Source organism: Streptomyces hainanensis (genome assembly GCF_004348415.1).
Classification (GTDB): domain Bacteria; phylum Actinomycetota; class Actinomycetes; order Streptomycetales; family Streptomycetaceae; genus Streptomyces; species Streptomyces hainanensis.
In genome coordinates, this window is sequence record NZ_SMKI01000145.1 from 1 (window position 1) to 15,801 (window position 15,801).

The 15,801-nt window shown below is 74.8% G+C and carries 17 protein-coding genes; 6 read left to right on the plus strand and 11 right to left on the minus strand.

Annotation, left to right across the window (positions count from 1 at the left end; genetic code table 11):
• Positions 1-33 precede the first annotated feature (33 nt).
• The 3 genes from E1283_RS15500 to E1283_RS15510 are packed head-to-tail and all read left to right on the plus strand — an operon-like array spanning position 34 to position 2,860.
• The gene (locus tag E1283_RS15500) at positions 34-861 is read left to right on the plus strand and encodes an ROK family protein (protein ID WP_243744863.1); all 828 of its coding nucleotides are present in this window, start codon (positions 34-36) and stop codon (positions 859-861) included.
• Complete coding sequence (gene nagA / locus E1283_RS15505; protein ID WP_132818622.1) at positions 858-2,024, plus strand: N-acetylglucosamine-6-phosphate deacetylase; 1,167 nt, start codon at positions 858-860, stop codon at positions 2,022-2,024. The genes E1283_RS15500 and nagA overlap by 4 nt, the downstream gene beginning before the upstream one ends.
• The gene (locus tag E1283_RS15510) at positions 2,015-2,860 is read left to right on the plus strand and encodes a class II fructose-bisphosphate aldolase (protein WP_132818623.1); all 846 of its coding nucleotides are present in this window, start codon (positions 2,015-2,017) and stop codon (positions 2,858-2,860) included. The genes nagA and E1283_RS15510 overlap by 10 nt, the downstream gene beginning before the upstream one ends.
• 3 nt (positions 2,861-2,863) lie before the next feature.
• Here E1283_RS15510 and E1283_RS15515 read toward each other — a convergent pair whose 3' ends face one another.
• A complete protein-coding gene (locus tag E1283_RS15515; protein WP_132818624.1) occupies positions 2,864-3,778 on the minus strand; it encodes a carbohydrate-binding protein in 915 nt (304 codons plus the stop codon).
• A 78-nt stretch (positions 3,779-3,856) separates the two neighbouring features.
• Positions 3,857-5,467, minus strand: coding sequence for a diguanylate cyclase CdgB (gene cdgB / locus E1283_RS15520; protein WP_132818625.1), 1,611 nt, complete (start codon positions 5,465-5,467; stop codon positions 3,857-3,859).
• A 299-nt stretch (positions 5,468-5,766) separates the two neighbouring features.
• Between cdgB and E1283_RS15525 the strand changes: the two genes are divergently transcribed.
• On the plus strand, positions 5,767-6,294 hold the full coding sequence (locus tag E1283_RS15525; RefSeq protein ID WP_425086179.1) for a flavin reductase family protein: 528 nt from the start codon (positions 5,767-5,769) through the stop codon (positions 6,292-6,294).
• A 35-nt stretch (positions 6,295-6,329) separates the two neighbouring features.
• Here E1283_RS15525 and arfB read toward each other — a convergent pair whose 3' ends face one another.
• Positions 6,330-6,764 (minus strand): alternative ribosome rescue aminoacyl-tRNA hydrolase ArfB, encoded by a 435-nt coding sequence (gene arfB / locus E1283_RS15530; RefSeq protein ID WP_132818626.1) that lies wholly within the window; start codon positions 6,762-6,764, stop codon positions 6,330-6,332.
• Between the two features lie 167 nt (positions 6,765-6,931).
• Here arfB and E1283_RS15535 point away from each other — a divergent pair, with 167 nt between their 5' ends.
• On the plus strand, positions 6,932-7,507 hold the full coding sequence (locus E1283_RS15535; RefSeq protein ID WP_132818627.1) for a TerD family protein: 576 nt from the start codon (positions 6,932-6,934) through the stop codon (positions 7,505-7,507).
• 46 nt (positions 7,508-7,553) lie between these two features.
• On the opposite strand, the gene E1283_RS15540 is transcribed toward E1283_RS15535, so the two are convergent.
• The 3 genes from E1283_RS15540 to E1283_RS39450 form a co-directional block, all read right to left on the minus strand.
• Positions 7,554-7,961 carry a hypothetical protein gene (locus E1283_RS15540; RefSeq protein ID WP_132818628.1) on the minus strand — a complete coding sequence of 136 codons (408 nt, stop codon included), beginning with the start codon at positions 7,959-7,961 and terminating at the stop codon, positions 7,554-7,556.
• An 80-nt stretch (positions 7,962-8,041) separates the two neighbouring features.
• The gene (locus tag E1283_RS15545) at positions 8,042-8,311 is read right to left on the minus strand and encodes a hypothetical protein (protein ID WP_132818629.1); all 270 of its coding nucleotides are present in this window, start codon (positions 8,309-8,311) and stop codon (positions 8,042-8,044) included.
• 72 nt (positions 8,312-8,383) lie between these two features.
• Positions 8,384-9,034 (minus strand): pentapeptide repeat-containing protein, encoded by a 651-nt coding sequence (locus tag E1283_RS39450; protein WP_279571258.1) that lies wholly within the window; start codon positions 9,032-9,034, stop codon positions 8,384-8,386.
• Between the two features lie 200 nt (positions 9,035-9,234).
• Here E1283_RS39450 and E1283_RS15555 point away from each other — a divergent pair, with 200 nt between their 5' ends.
• Positions 9,235-10,248 (plus strand): zinc-binding dehydrogenase, encoded by a 1,014-nt coding sequence (locus E1283_RS15555; RefSeq protein ID WP_132818631.1) that lies wholly within the window; start codon positions 9,235-9,237, stop codon positions 10,246-10,248.
• Between the two features lie 16 nt (positions 10,249-10,264).
• Here E1283_RS15555 and E1283_RS15560 read toward each other — a convergent pair whose 3' ends face one another.
• The 5 genes from E1283_RS15560 to E1283_RS15580 all read right to left on the minus strand — a co-directional run bounded on the left by E1283_RS15560 (position 10,265) and on the right by E1283_RS15580 (position 15,734).
• Positions 10,265-10,810, minus strand: coding sequence for a DUF1275 family protein (locus tag E1283_RS15560; RefSeq protein WP_132818632.1), 546 nt, complete (start codon positions 10,808-10,810; stop codon positions 10,265-10,267).
• 56 nt (positions 10,811-10,866) lie between these two features.
• Positions 10,867-11,262, minus strand: a complete 396-nt coding sequence (locus E1283_RS15565) for a DUF2752 domain-containing protein (RefSeq protein WP_132818633.1) — start codon at positions 11,260-11,262, stop codon at positions 10,867-10,869.
• Between the two features lie 36 nt (positions 11,263-11,298).
• Positions 11,299-11,805 carry a TM2 domain-containing protein gene (locus E1283_RS15570; RefSeq protein ID WP_132818634.1) on the minus strand — a complete coding sequence of 169 codons (507 nt, stop codon included), beginning with the start codon at positions 11,803-11,805 and terminating at the stop codon, positions 11,299-11,301.
• A gap of 202 nt (positions 11,806-12,007) precedes the next feature.
• Positions 12,008-14,149: an alpha-galactosidase gene (locus tag E1283_RS15575; RefSeq protein WP_132818635.1), complete on the minus strand. Its 2,142-nt coding sequence runs from the start codon at positions 14,147-14,149 to the stop codon at positions 12,008-12,010.
• Between the two features lie 163 nt (positions 14,150-14,312).
• On the minus strand, positions 14,313-15,734 hold the full coding sequence (locus tag E1283_RS15580; protein WP_132818636.1) for an MFS transporter: 1,422 nt from the start codon (positions 15,732-15,734) through the stop codon (positions 14,313-14,315).
• Positions 15,735-15,801 lie beyond the last annotated feature (67 nt).

Sequence of the window (15,801 nt, forward strand, 5' to 3'; positions counted from 1 at the left end):
GGCGGGGACGGGGGCGGCGGTCCAGACGGCGCCGTGGCCGCCATCCTGGACTTCGCCGACGAGCTGCGGGCGGTCGGCGAGGAACGCTTCGGCCGGCCGCCGGCCGCCGTCGGCGTCGGGCTGCCCGGCGCCGTGGACGAGGCGGCCGGGGTGGCCGTCTACTCGGCCAACCTCGGCTGGCGGGACGTCCCCATCCGCCGGCTGCTCACCGAGCGGCTCGGCGGCGCGGTGCCGGTCGCCCTCGGGCACGACCTGCGGGTGGCCGCGCTCGCCGAGGGCCGGCTCGGCGCCGGCGCCGGCGTCGACCGCTTCCTGCTGGTGGCGCTCGGCACCGGCATCGCGACCGCCCTGTCGATCGACGGCCGCACCGAACCCGGCGCGCACGGCAGGGCGGGCGAGCTCGGCCACGTGGTGGTGCGCCCCGGCGGCACGCTCTGCGGCTGCGGCCGGCGCGGCTGTCTGGAGGCCGTCGCCTCGGCGGCCGCCGTGGGCCGCGCCTGGGCCGCCGCGGCCGGCGTCCCCGGGCTCGACGCGGCCGACGCGGCGCGTGCCGTCGTCGCCGGCGACCCGCGTGCCGTCGACGTCTGGGCGCGGGCGGTGGACGCGCTCGCCGACGGCATGATGGCCGCCGTCAGCCTGCTCGACCCGCGGACCCTGATCGTCGGCGGGGGCCTGGCCGAGGCCGGCGAGACGCTGCTCACCCCGCTGCGCGCCGCGCTCGCCGCGCGCGCCGCCCCCTTCCACCACCTGCCCGAGGTGGTGCCGGCCGCCCTCGGCGACGCGGCCGGCTGCCTCGGCGCCGGGCTGCTCGCCTGGGACGCCCGACACGCCGCCGCCACGGCGGAGGTGGTGCCGTCATGAGCACGCCCTTCACCGAGCCCCGCACCGTGCTGGCCAACGCCACCGTGGTGCGCCCGAGCGGCATGGTCGAGGCCGGCCGGGTCACCGTCGAGGACGGCCGGATCGCCGCCGGCCTGCGCGACGAGACCGACTCGGCCCCGGTGCTCGACCTGACCGGGCACTGGGTGCTCCCCGGCTTCGTCGACCTGCACGCGCACGGCGGCGGCGGGGCCTCCTTCTCGGCGGGCACCGTCGACGAGGCGCTGCGGGTGATCGAGACGCACCGGGCGCACGGCACGACCACGATGGTGGCCTCCACGGTCACCGGCGAGTTGGGCGACCTGGCCGCGCAAGCCGGGGTGCTGGCCGACCTCGCCGAACAGGGCGAGCTGGCCGGCGTCCACTTCGAGGGCCCGTTCATCGCCCGCAACCGGTGCGGCGCGCACCAGCCCTCGCTGCTGCGCGACCCCGATCCGTCGGACGTGCGCAAGCTGCTGGACGCCGCCCGCGGCACCGCCCGGATGGTGACGCTGGCCCCCGAACTCCCCGGCGGCCTCGACTCGGTGCGGCTGCTGCGGGAGACGGGGGTGATCGCCGCCATCGGCCACACCGACGCCGACTACGAGACGACCCGGCTGGCCGTCGACGCCGGCGCGACCGTGGCCACCCACCTGTTCAACGCCATGCCGCCACTCGCCCACCGCTCGCCGGGCCCGGTGGCGGCGCTGCTGGAGGACGAGCGGGTCACGGTGGAGCTGATCGACGACGGCGTCCATCTGCACCCGGCCGCGCTGCGGCTGGCCTTCGGCACGGCCGGCCCCGACCGGGTGGCGCTGATCACCGACGCGATGGGCGCGGCCGGCATGGGCGACGGCACCTATCCGCTCGGTCCGCTGACCGTCGAGGTCACCGAGGGGGTGGCCAGGCTCCAGGACGTCGGCACCATCGCCGGCTCCACGCTGACGCTCGACCGGGCGTTCCGGCGGGCCGTCACGGTGGACGGCATCCCGGTGCCGGACGCGGTGCGGGCGCTGTCCGCCACCCCCGCCAGGCTGCTCGGGCTGGACGACAGGACCGGCTCGATCGAGGAGGGCAAGGACGCCGATCTGGTGGTGCTGGACGGCGGGTTCCGGGTGGTCGGCGTGATGCGTCGGGGCGCGTGGGTGGTGCGGCCGTGCCCGTGACGCCGTGCGCCGAGCTGCTGTCCTCGGCCTTCGCGACGGGGCGGGCGCTGCCCGCGTTCAACGTGATCACCCTGGAGCACGCGCAGGCGGTGGTGGCCGCGGCCGAGGCGACCGGCGCACCGGTGGTGTTACAGGTCTCGCAGAACGCGGTGGCGCACCACGGCGGCCGGCTCGGGCCGCTGGCCGCCGCGCTGACCGCCCTGGCGGACGGCTCGCCGGCCCGGCTGGCCCTGCACCTGGACCATGTGAAGGACCCGGAGCTGCTGCGGGCGGCGCCGGCGGCCGGCTTCGGCTCGGTGATGTTCGACGCCTCGCGGCTGCCGTACGACGAGAACGTGAAGGCGACGGCGGAGGCGGTGCGCTTCGGGCGCGCGCACGGGCTGCTGGTGGAGTCGGAGCTCGGCCGGATCGGCGGCAAGGCCGGCGAGGCGGTCGACGCGCACGCGCCGGGGGCGCGGACCGACCCGGCGGAGGCGGCGGCCTACGCCGCGGCGACCGGGGTGGACGCGCTCGCGGTGGCGGTGGGCAGCACGCACGCGATGACCCGGCGCACGGCGACGCTCGACCACGGCCTGATCCGGCGGCTGGCCGCCGCCACCGGGGTCCCGCTGGTGCTGCACGGCTCGTCCGGGGTGCCGGACGAGGAGTTGCGGCGGGCGGTGGCGGCCGGCATGACCAAGATCAACATCGGCACGGCGCTCAACGCGGCCCTGACCGGCGCGATCCGGGCCGAGCTGGCCCGCGCCCCCCGGGCCGTCGACCCCCGCCCCTACCTCGCCGCCGGCCGCGAGGCCGTGCGGGCGGAGGCGGAGCGGCTGATCGCGGTGCTGCGGTGACCCCTACTCGTTCTCCCCGACGGTGAGGGAGTCGACCAGCACGTCGCAGGAGCCGGCGCAGGTGAGCTGGACGGTGTTGGTGCCGGCGGTCAGCTCGACCTGCTTCCACGTCGAGTACCAGCCCTCGCCCAGCTGGGTGGCCCCGTAGTTGAGCATCTCCACCGGGTCCTCGCGGGGGGTGGAGTTGAAGGACATGGCCATCGTCTGCCCGTCGCTGGCGACCGAGTAGCCGATGTTCACCCGGTAGGTGCCGGGTTCGCCGTCGTACTCGAAGCTCCAGGTGATGGTCGAGTTCTGCGCGTTCTGCACGGCGACGTAGCTGCCGTCGGACGAGCGGGCGCCCTCCAGGCCGGAGGCCACGCTGATCCCGGAGAGCTGGAGATCGCTCATCTCGGCGGCCGGCAGCCCGCCGTCCGCCGTGTCGCCGGTCGGCGCCTCCGACGGTTCGTCGTCGCCGCCGTCGTCCCCGCCGTTCTCCGAGTCGTCGGTGGGGGCCGTGGTCTCCTGGCCGTCGGCCTGGTTGTCGTCCTCGCCGCCGCTGAACACGATGGCCGCGCCGACGCCGATGACGACGGCCAGCACCACCGCGATCGCGCCGATCAGCAGCCCGTTCCGCCGCGGCTCGGGGGCCTGACGCCGGCCGTGGCCGCCGTGGCCGCCGGGCGGCATGCCCTGCGGGCGGGTCTCGGGCGCCGCGTAGCGCGCGTCGGGATGCTGCTGCGGCGGATAGCCGTAGCCGCCGCCCTGCTGTCCCTGCTGACCGCCGAAGGTACGCTGGCCCACCGGTCTGACCTGGTTGTACGAGGGTTGGCGGGGCCCGGACGGCGCCTGGGGCTGCCCGTCCTCGGGTCGATAGAGATAGGCGAACGGGTCATCGCCCTCGCCGGGCGTTCCGCCGCCGGTGTTCCCCGCACTCATCGACTGCCGCTCCTTAGGTACCACTGGTGTACGGGCGCGAGCCTACCGCGTTCGAGTGACACGGAGGCTCGGACAGAGCTACCCCGCACGGCGCCTCCCCTGGGAGCGGGAACGCTTCTCGACGTACATCCGCTGGTCGGCCGACTCCAGGATCTCCTCGGTGGTCATCCCGCAGGCGGCCCAGCCGATGCCGAAGCTGGCGCCGACCCTGACCTGCCGGTTCTCCCAGCGGATCGGCGGGATGATGCCGTTGCGGAGCCGGACGGCGAGGTCGGAGGCGTCGTCCGGGCCCAGGCCCTCGGCGAGCACCACGAACTCGTCGCCGCCGAGCCGGGCGACGGTGTCCCTGTCGCGGACGCCGGCCTCCAGCCGGCGGGCGACCTCCACCAGCACGGCGTCGCCGCACACGTGGCCGAACCGGTCGTTGATGGACTTGAAGCCGTCCAGGTCGCAGAAGAGCACCGCGAGCCCCTTGCCGTCCCCGGCGGGCGCCTCCGGCACCAGCACGTGCTCGTGCAGGTCGTAGGGACGGCCCGCCGGGGTACCGAGGCCGCCGAAGGCGTCGGTGGCGCGGTTCGCGGCGGGCACGCCCGGCTGACCGTACGGGTCGGGCACGACGCCGCAGATCCGGCCGCCGAGCCGCGCGCGCAGCTCGGCGCTGTTGGGCAGGCCGGTGAGCGAGTCGTGGCTGGCGCGGTGGGCGAGGGCCAGCTCGTGGCGCTTGCGTTCCTCGATGTCCTCGACGTGGGTGAGCTGCACCTGCGGCCCGGCGGTGGGGTCGGCGACCACCGAGTTGCGGAGCGAGACCCAGACGTAGGAGCCGTCGCGGCGCTGGAGGCGGAGCTCGGCGCGGCCGCCCTCGGCGGCGGTGCGCAGCAGCACGCCGGTGTCCTCGGGGTGGACGAGGTCGGCGAAGCTGTAGCGCCTGAGCATCGCGACCGGGCGGCCGAGCAGCCGGCAGAGCGCGTCGTTGACCCGGATCAGCCGGCCGTGGCCCTCGCCGCCGACCTCCGCTATGGCCATGCCGCTCGGCGCGTACTCGAACGCCTGCCGGAAGCTCTCCTCGCTGGCGCGCAGCGCCTGTTGCTCCCGTTCGAGCCGGACCAGCGCGCGTTGCATGTTGCCGCGGAGCCGGGCGTTGCCGATGGCTATCGCGGCCTGCGAGGCGTAGAGCTGGAGGGCCTCGCAGCCCCACGGCCCCGGGCGCTTGCCGTCGCGCGGCCGGTCGACCTCCAGCACGGCGAGCAGCTCGCCGTCCGAGGCGTACATGGGGGCGAAGAGCCGGTCCATGGGGTGCCACTCGTCGGGATAACGGGGGGCGGGCCCCGTGGTGTGCCACTGCGGCACGTCGTCGTGATCCAGCACCCAGCCCTCGGTGTAGGGGATGAACCGCAGCTCGCCCCAGCGCTCCCCCATGGTGAGGCGGCGCTCCCAGGAGGCCCGGGAGCCGGCGCGACCGGCCATCGCGGCCTCCGCCGAGTCGTTGCCGGCCACGGCGGCGACCAGCAGGTTGCCGTCGTCTCTGACGAGGTTGACGGCGGCGAGTTCGAACCCGAGGGCGGCGACCGCGCCGTCGGCGACGGTCTGAAGGGTGTCTGCCATGCTTCGGGCGGTGTTCAGTTGAGCGACAACCTGGTGCAACTCCCGCAGAGAGGCGAGGCGCACATATGGCTCCGTCTCCGTTTCCATCACTCCCCCGGATGCGCGAAATGCACGTGCAGATACACAGGCCACTGAATCACAATGAGCTGTCTGCTAGGTACACAGGGTCAGCAATTAGTCGCCTACTGTGATTCATGTCACACTGCGAGAGTGCTCGGTCGCGGGACGTAGGACGTCGCGCGAGGCTACCTGGTTCCCGAGCCCGATGCGGAACCTCGCAGAGTGCCATTAGCGTTTTCGGCGTGTCCCCCTCACCACGCCCGCCATCGCCCCGTGCCGGCGCCTCAGCCGGTCAGTCCGCACCGCTGGTCCCTCATCATGAAGGGGTGAGCGAGGAGGAGTTCCGCGGCGCCATGGCCCGGCTCGCGGCCGGGGTCGTGCTGCTGACGGCGCACGACGAGGAGGACGGCCCGCGCGGCGCGCCGGCCGGCATGACGGCCACGGCGTTCATGTCCGTCTCCCTCGAACCGCCCCTGGTGTTGGCCAGCGTGCGCACCGGCTCACGGATGGACGAGGTGCTGGAGCGGCAGCCGCTCTGGGCGGCCTCGCTGCTGACCGAGGAGCAGCGGCCGGTGGCCGGGCGGTTCGCGATGAAGGGGCGGCTCAGCGACCGGCTGCTCTTCCAGGATGTGCCGCACCTGCTGGGCGAGACCACCGGGGCCCCGCTGCTGAAGGGGGCGCTGGCCACGATCGAGTGCCGCACCGAACAGCGGGTCGCGGCCGGCGACCACACGCTGCTGATCGGCCGGGTGCTGACCGCCGCCCTTCCGCCGGCCACCGCGGGGAGGGGCCCCCAGGCGGCCGGGGGCGGCCCGCTGCTCTACTACCGGGCCGGCTACCACCGGCTCGGCTGACCGGCCGGCCCCGCCGATCCGGCCGGCCGGCGGGCTCAGTCCCAGCCGGGGTTACGGCCTCGCCCGCGCTTCACGTCGGCGCGGTTCTTCTTGTCCCGCAGCCGCCGCTCGACGACGCCACGCGGCACCCGCCGCGCCCGGCGCTCCGGGGGCGGCGGCGCGGACGCCTCCGCGAGCAGCCCGGCGAGCCGCAGCGCGGCCGCCTCGCGGTTCCGCCACTGGGAGCGGTGCTCGCTGGCCCGCACCACGACCACTCCGCCGTCCGCCAGCCGCCCGGCCAGCCGCGCCAGCGCCCGCTCCTTCCAGACCGGGGGCAGCGCCTCGGTGGCGGCCAGGTCGAAGCGCAGCTCCACCTGGCTGTCGGTCGTGTTGACGTGCTGGCCGCCCGGACCCGAGGAACGCGAGAAACGCCAGCGCAGCTCCGACTCGGGCAGGCTGACCGCACCTCGTATGCGATAGGGACCGGACATGCCTCCATGGTCCCGCGTCGGGCCGTGTCCCACCTACGGGTTTTTTCCGCGACCTGCGGAACCCCGCGACCCCCTGACACCGTTGGGGTCGGTAAGAGTAACGTCATCGCAAAACGCGTTCCGGACGCACCTTCGGTCCGAACTGAATGGAAATTGGGGATCTCAACATGGGTGTGAGCCTGTCCAAGGGCGGCAACGTCTCGCTGAGCAAGGAGGCTCCTGGCCTGACCGCCGTCACGGTCGGCCTCGGGTGGGACGTCCGCACCACCACCGGTGCCGACTTCGACCTGGACGCGAGCGCCCTTGCGATCAACGCGAGCGGCAAGATCGTCTCGGACCAGCACTTCATCTTCTACAACAACCTGACCACGCCCGACGGCACCATCCAGCACACCGGTGACAACCTGACCGGTCAGGGTGAGGGCGACGACGAGCAGATCAACGTCGCGCTGGCCAGCCTGCCGCCCGAGGTGGACAAGATCGTCTTCCCGGTCTCCATCCACGACGCCGAGAACCGTGGCCAGAACTTCGGCCAGGTGCGGAACGCGTTCATCCGGGTCCTCAACCAGGCCGGCGGCGCGGAGATCGCCCGCTACGACCTCACCGAGGACGCCTCGACCGAGACCGCCATGATCTTCGGCGAGCTCTACCGCAGCGGCGCCGAGTGGAAGTTCCGCGCGGTCGGCCAGGGCTACGCGTCCGGCCTCTCCGGCATCGCCCAGGACTTCGGCGTCAACGTCTGAGTCCCGCCCCGCCTCGCCGAGCGAGTCGGCCCGAAGGCCCCCCGGCTCACCCCCGGGGGGCCTTCGGCCGGGCGGCGAACCAGTCCCTGGTGTCCTCCCTGGTCGCGAGGAGCGCCAACAACCCGCCCACGGCCACGCCGACACCCCACGCGCCGTGCACCGCGAGGCCGGCGCCCCCGCTGCCGACGACGAGCGCCCAGCCCATGGCGACCGCCCCGAGGCGGACCCCGTCACCGCCGTCGGCGAATCGCGCCGCGATCGCGAACGCGAGCACGGCGAACAGCGCGACGCCGAGCGCCGCGAGCAGCAACATCCCCAGGATCAGCTCACCGAGCGCGCCGGTCTCGAACGTGGCGGCGACCACCGTCAGCCACCCGCCGGCGACCACGCCCGCCGCCCCCACGACGAGAAGCGTCGCGCGAGCCCATCTGGCCGTGCCGGGCAGCCGGTTCATCCGCACCCCTCGATCGATCGCGTGCGCGGGCATCATCCCCCGCGATCGCCCGTAGGGCCAGTGATCTCGACGGCCCGCGCTCAGAACTCGCCGGTGTCGAGGTCGAACCCGAGCGGCTCGGGCAGGAACAGCTTTTCGCTGACGATCTCGGCCAGAACCGACTCACAGTCACCATTGGCTGGGGGCGTCACGTGGATTTCCTCATCGATCAGTTCCACACGCCAGCCCTCCGGAGCCGCCGCGCTGAACGCGTCGAAGGCCGTTTCCGCCGATGCGGCCGTGACCTCGTCGGCTGCTGTGCACGTCTCGCGCTCGGGCATCGTCATCACCACGGCGGCCTCCTTCGTCACACAGCGACGTTGTCAGAGTGGGCCCCCAAGCCACGACGGGCTCTGCCACCCGAATGTGTGATCAACCGCCCGCTACCCCTCCACGCGGAGGCCCAGCTCGGCGGCGAGGCGGGGGGCCAGGTCGAGGAGCTGGGAGGGGGTGATCACCGCGCCGCTGAGGCGGTCGAAGCCGCGGGTGATCTCCAGGCCGGCGGCGCCGCGCAGGTCGACGTCGCGGAATTCGGCGGCCGTGAGGTCGAGGCCCCGCAGCTCGCAGTTCTCGAAGGAGACCCGCTCGAGGCTGGCGCCGCCCAGATCCGGCTCGACGAGGACGCAGCCCTCGAAGGTCACGTCCACCAGCTTCGCCTGACGCAGGTTCAGATAGTCGATCTTGCCGCCCCGGACCACGACCCGGGTCAGGGTGGCCCCGCTCAGCTGGACCCCGCCCAGCCGCGGCTCGGTGATCTCCAGGTCCCGCAGCTGCGCGTCCTGCAGCGCGGTGCCCACCCCGTGCGGCGCGTCGAGCAGGCTGTCGAGGAGCCTGGCCCGCCGCAGATCCGCCTCGGTGAGCACGCAGCGCCGCAGCGCGCAGTCGAGGAAGGTGGCAGACCGCGCCTCCGCGCCCGTCAGATCGAGGTCGGCGAACTCCAACGCGTCGTAGTCGCCCTCGGACCGGAGCACGCCGCCGGCCTCGAAGGGCCGCAGCTCGGGCAGCTCGAACTTCGGCCGGGCGGGGGGCCGCACAGACGGTGCGGACCGCGCCGGCTTCGCTGTCCTCGCCGACTTCGCTGACTTCGCGGGTTTCGCCATGGTGCCCATCCTGACGCCCACCACTGACAACCGGGAGGAGCATCAACGCCTTCGCCGACCCGCACTTGACTTCAAGTCTCCTTGAGGTCGGAGGCTGAGGGCGTCCGCCCACCCCCCAGCGTCAGGGAGCGCCCATGCACGCCGTCCGACTCCACGCCTTCGGCCCGGCCGAGAACCTGGTGTACGAGGAGGTCCCGGACCTCACCCCGGGCCCCGGCCAGGTCCGGATCGCCGTGGCGGCGGCCGGTGTCCACCTCGTCGACACCGTGCTGCGGCAGGGCCCGGTGCCCGAGGCGCCGCACTTCCCCGTGCCCGAACTGCCCACCGTCCCCGGCCGCGAGGTCGCCGGCGTCGTGGACGCCGTCGGCGAGGGCGCGGATCCCGGCTGGCTCGGCCGCCGCGTCGCCGTCCACCTCGGCATGGTGCCCGGCGGGTACGCCAGCCAGGCCGTCGCCGCGCAGGACAGGCCGCACGCGCTCCCCGACGACCTGCCCTTCGACCAGGCCGTGGCCCTGCTCGGCACCGGCCGGATGGCCATGGGCATCCTCCGCTTCACGGAGATCGAGGCCGGCGACACGGTGCTGGTGCTGGCCGCCGCCGGCGGCATCGGCGCGCTGCTCGTCCAGTACGCCAGAAACCGGGGCGCCACCGTCATCGGCGCCGCCGGCGGACCGGGCAAGGTCGCCGTGGTCAGGGACCTCGGCGCCGACCAGGCCGTGGACTACGACGAACCCCACTGGGCGGACCTGGTGCGCGCCGCCCACGGCGACCGGCCGGTCGACCACCTCTTCGAGGGCGTCGGCGGCGAACGCGGCCACGCGGCGCTGAACCTGGTGGCGCCCGGCGGCGTCCACGTCTGCTACGGCTACGCCTCGACCGGCGTGGACGCCGGCGGCCACGTCGCGCCCAGCGCCGAGGAGCAGGCCGCGCGCGGCATCACCTCGGTGACCGCGCTCGGCCCCACCCTCATGGACCGGATCGGCGGCCCGGAGAAGCTGCGCCTGCTGGAGGAGGAGTCGTTCACGCAGGCCGCCGCCGGAGCCGTGGTGCCGCTGGTCCAGCGCTTCCCGCTGGCCGAGGCCGCCCGCGCCCACCGCGCGTTGGAGACCCGGGCGACCACCGGCAAGGTCGTGCTGCTGACGTCGTAGTCGAGGGGAGCCGGGCCTACGCGAGCGTCACCACGGCTCCGCCCAGCGCGCCGACGAAGTAGGCCAGCCACACCAGCGCGAGCAGCGGCGCGTTCTGGCGCTCCCGCGCCCCTCCGGTGGCCCGCACGAAGAGCGCGGCCAGCGTGCCCGTGACGACCGTCGTCGTCACCCCGGGTACACCGGCCCGCACCGCGTAGACGCTCTGGGCGCCCATCGCCGAGGCCAGCAGCGCCGCGCACAACGCGGACGGCGCCCAGACGAATCCGGCGGCCGCGGAGAGCAGCGCGACCTCGAGCACCAGCACCCCCCACGCCGGCACCAGCCGCCCGAGCCAGGCCGCCGCCACCCCGCCGACGCAGAACCCGAGGAGTGAGGCGGCCGGCCCGGCGACGCCGCCGACGGCGTGGCCGGGCAGCACGGACGTCGCGAGGCCGATGGCGAGCAGCACGCCGTTGCCGGTCTGGTTGGCGACGAAGACCTCGTCGAGCTCGATGAAGGCGGCGGCGTCGACCGCGCCGGCGACGCCGGTGAGCAGGACCATGAGCCGAGCGGGCACTCCCATGCGCCCATTTCACCGCCGTACCGGGCGGCGCACCCGGCGAGCGCGCGTCCGGCGGGTCAGCCCACGAGGTTGCGCAGCAGTGTCCAGGCCCCGGCCACGCCGAGCACCGTCGCCACGCCCCACGGGCCGAAGCGCGGTCGGTACCGGCGGCCGCGGAGCCCGTCGAGCAGCCAGCGGCCCGTCAGCCAGCCGGCCAGCGGGACGCCGAGCAGCAGCAGCGCCGCGTTGTCGTGGACGGCGCCGACCAGGTCGCCGTGGAGCAGGTCGTAGGCCATCCGGGTGCCGCCGCAGGCCGGGCAGAGCAGGCCGGTGGCCCAGTTGACCGGGCAGCGGGGCAGGGGCGGGCCGCCGCCCTCATGCGGGTCGGCGACCAGCAGGTAGCCGGCACCGGCCAGCCCGCCGGCCAGGACGGCGAGCGGCGGGACGGCTTCGCGGCGGAGGAGCGACGGCATGGTCGGGGCCCGTGGTCGGGGACGGTCGTCGGGGCGTCAGGGCTTGAGGATCCGGCCCTCGGCGTCGGTCCAGTCGTTCTTGACGAGCAGCATGATGCCGTCGACGAGCGCCCAGACGCCGAGGCCGCCGCAGGTGAGCAGCATGGCGACGGCCTGGCCGTAGTGGCCGGTGTACCAGCGGCCGGCGCCGACGCCGCCCAGCAGGAGCTGGAGCACGCCCGCGATGATCTTGGACTTGCCGGAGTAGGGGCGGCCCATCGGGTCGCGGCCGTAGGGGGCGCCCGGGTCCGGCGGGTAGGCGCCGAAGGGGGCGCCGGGCGGCGCCGGGTAGCCACCGGGCGGCGGGTACGCGCCGGGCTGCCCCGGCTGCCCCGGCTGGCCGGCGGCGTAGGGCCCGGCCTGGTACGGCCCCGACTGACCGGGCTGACCGGGCTGACCGGGCTGACCCGGCTGGCCCGCGGGGGGCTGACCCGGCTGCCCCGGCTGACCGGGCTGACCCTCCTGGCCGGGCGGCCCCCAGGAGTACGGCTGTTGGTCGGACATGGTTCCCCCAAGGTGACGGCGAACGATTATCAGATGGTCCGCCCCATCATCCACGACACGCCGCCACCGCGTACCGTTCCCCGGCCCGATCCGCGCCCCCGGGCGCGCGACGGGCAACCACGCGCCCGCCACGCCCCGCCACCCGCGCCACAACCGGCTACCCGCGCCACATGAGCCACATGAGCCGCACGTGCTCCACGCGCTACACGCGCTCCACCGAGAGGAGCACCAACCGCTCCGGGTGCTGCGACGGCGCGCGCACCCCGATCGAGCCCAGCACCCGACCCGGCAGCGTCACGCCGCCGTCCGTCCACCAGGCCAGCCGGTCCGACGCGGGGCCCCGCACCTCGTCCCCCGGCGCCAGCGGAGACACCCGGTACTCGGCCGCCGGGTCGAGCCCCGGCAGCGCGACCCGCCCGGGCGGCGACTGCACGCTCGTGGCCACCTGCGCCAGCGTGTACACCGCCCGGGACCGGTCGGGCGCCACGACGCCGCGCACCCACAGGGCCGGGTCGGGGTGGTCGCCGGTGACCACCGTGCCGCCGTGCAGCAGCGGACGCAGGTCCTTGTAGCGCTCGATCCAGCCGGTCAGCGCCGCCAGGTCCTCCTCGGTGGCCTGGGTCAGGTCCCACTCCATGCCGAAGTGCCCGAACAGCGCCGTGCCGGCCCGGAAGCCCAGGGTGTGGACGCGCCCGGTGGTGTGCGCCGCGTGCGCGCCCACGTGGCAGCCGAGCAGTTCGGGCGGCAGCAGCAGGCCCGTCCAGCGCTGGATCTGCTGCCGCTCCAGCGCGTCGATGCAGTCGCTGGTCCACACCCGGTCGGTGCGCTCCAGGATCTCCAGGTCGATCCTGCCGCCGCCGGACGAGCAGGACTCGATCTCCAACCTCGGGTGCCGCGACCGCAGCTCGTCGAGCAGTCGGTAGACGGCGAGCGTCTGGGCCCGCACCCCGGCCCGGCCGGTGGGGCTGTGCCCGGCCTCCACCAGGTCGCGGTTGTGGTCCCACTTCAGGTACGTCAGCGCGTACTCGGAGACGATGGCGTCGAGCCGCTCCAGGATGTACGCGTACGCCTCCGGGTGGCCGAGGTCCAGCACCTGCTGGTGGCGCGACTCGGGCGGCATCCGGTCGCCGGTGGCCAGGATCCACTCCGGGTGCTCGCGGGCCAGGTCGGAGTTGGGGTTGACCATCTCCGGCTCCACCCACAGGCCGAACTCCATGCCCAGGCCCCGGACGTGGTCGACCAGCGGGTTCAGGCCGTCGGGCCACACCGTCTCGTCCACGTACCAGTCGCCGAGCCCGGCGTGGTCGTCGCGCCGGCCCCGGAACCAGCCGTCGTCCAGCACGAACCGCTCGGTGCCGATCCCGGCGGCGAGGTCGGCGAGCCGGGTGAGCTTGCCGAGGTCGTGGTCGAAGTAGACGGCCTCCCACACGTTGAGGGTGACCGGCCGCGGCGACCGCGGGTGTCCCGGGCGGGCGCGCAGGTGGCCGTGGAACCGGCCGGCCAGTTCGTCGAGCCCGGTCCGCCCGTAACTGCCGTACACCCACGGCGAGACGTACGACTCGCCGGCGCCGAGCACCACCTCGCCGGCCAGCAGCAGCTCGCCGCCGCCGAGCAGCCCGACGCCGTTGATGGTGCGCTCGGCCAGCGAGCGGTGGTTGCCGCTCCAGGCCACGTGCAGGCCCCACACCTCGCCGGAGCGGAAGCCGAAGCCGGGCTCGCCCGCCACGTGCACCGTGACCGCGTCCGTGCCGGTGCGGCCCCTGCGGTTCTCGCGCAGGTGCGTGCCGATGGTGAACACGTGCCGCTGCGGGCTGCGTTCGCGCAGGTGGCGGCCGGTCATGTCGAGCAGTTCCGTGGCCCGCTCCGGCACGGGCAGCGTGAGCAGCACCCCGGAGAGCGCGAACGGCGCGGCGTCCGCCTCGGCCTGGTTGGTGACGGTGGCGCGCTGCCTGACGAGGCCGGCGTCGGTCAGTTCGATCTCGAGCCGCAGTTCGAGCCCGGCCCCCACGTCCTCGGCGGTCACCTCGACGGCCTGCCCGTGCTGTTCGATCGAGGTGACGGCGAAGGCGGTGGAGAAGTCGGCGCCGGCCCGGTGACCGGTGAGCCCCGGTGTGCCCTGCCAGCCGGCGGAGTGCTCGGGCAGCACGGCGAGCGGCACCACGACGTCGACGTTGTTGGTGGCTATCTGCGGGCGGCCGGCCCGTACCACGGCCGCCAGCGTCGCGGGCGAGAGCTCGCCCAGGTCCTCGCCCCAGTGCACCACCCGGGGCAGTCCCGAGCCGGTGCAGTCGAGTGCCAGGCTCGCCCCGGCGGATCGGAAGTGGAGGAAGGTCCCGTCACGCATCTGTGCTGTCCCCTGTTCGATCCTGTTGAGACCTGCGCGAATTTCGCGTGACCTTTCTACGGTCGCGCCCCGCGCCCGGTCAACACCGGTCCGCCCGCGAAGGCCCACTCGCGAAAAGGGGCCCTCCCACCTGACGGGAAGGGCCTCACTGATCGCGACAACCCTACCCCCGGCGCTCGCCGTCATCCCCCGCGCCCGACGGGTCGTCACGGCGTCGGGGCGCCACCAGGAGCGCGGCGACCAGGCAGCCGGCGGCCACGCCGAGGGCCAGCGTCAGCCCGGCGCGCTCGCTGGGCGCGGCGAGCACGACCCAGCCGAAGGCGGCGGTGCCGAGGGAGCCGCCGAGCTGACGGGCGAAGGCGAGCGTCCCCATGGTCGCGCCGATCAGGTCCGGCCGGGCGCGGCCCTGGGCGAGCAGCGTGTACGCCTGCAGGGAGAGCCCGAGGGCGGCGCCGGTCAGCGCCATCCCGCCGCCGGCGAGCCCGAGGGCGAGGACGCCGCCGTCGCCGCTCGACACGGGCAGGACGGCGAGCCCGGCCATGCCGACGGCGCCCATGACGAGCGCGAGCCGGCCCCAGTCGGGCAGCACCGCGTACCGTCGCGCCAGCACCGAGAAGGCGACGGTCGCGAGCAACTGCCCACCGGTCAGCGCCAGCAGGAGCAGGCCGATCGCGCCGGCCCCGACGCCGGTGCCCCGCTGGACGGCCAGCGGGACGAAGGTGAACGCGCCGAACAGCGCCGTCCCGGCCAGGGCGGTCGACGCGACGCTCCGGGCCACCCCGGGGTCGGCGAAGAGCGCGGGCGGGATCAACGGCGCGGCGGACCGGCGCTCGACCGCCACGAAGGCCGCCGCGCACCCCAGCACGACCGCCAGCACCACGACCGCGCCGGGGCCGCGCGCCAGCGACTCGGACGCGCCCAGGGCCACCACGCCCACGCCGACCAAGGTGACGAGCGCGGTGCCCGCCACGTCGAAGCGGAGGCGCGGCCCGCCCGCGGCGCGCCCGGCGCGCCCGGGCAGCCCGTCCGCCGCGAGCAGCGCGGCGAGCGCGCAGAGCGGGAGGTTGACCAGGAAGATCCAGCGCCAGCCGGGACCGGCGGCCAGCAGCCCGCCGAGCGGCGGGCCGGCCAGCGTGGAGACCGCGAGGACGCCGGTGAGGTACCCCTGGCGGCGGACCATCTCCTGCCGACCGAAGAGCTGCGCGAGGGCGCTGATCGCCGTGACGACCAGACCGCCGCCGCCGAGACCCTGGAGCGCCCGGGCGGCGGTCAGCGCCGGCAGCGTGGGGGCGAGCGCGCAGGCCACGGACCCCAGCGCGAACAGCGCGAGCGCGCCCCGGAACACGGCGCGCCGGCCCAGCAGGTCGCCGAGCGTCCCGTGGACGGGGGTGGAGACGGTGACCGTGAGCAGATAGGCGGCGGTGACGCCGGCCACGGCGCCGCCCGACGCGAGGTCGTCGGTGACGCTCGGCAGTGCCGCGACGACGATCGTGGTGTCGAGCTGGGCCATGAGCATGCCGATGAGCAGGGCGCAGAAGACGCGCCGCGCCGGCGGAGCGGTGGCCGTCCCGGTAGACGTGTGCATTTCGCACACGTTAGAATGCTTGCGAATCGCACGCAACCCTGGAGAGCCATGCCGCCCGAACCACCCG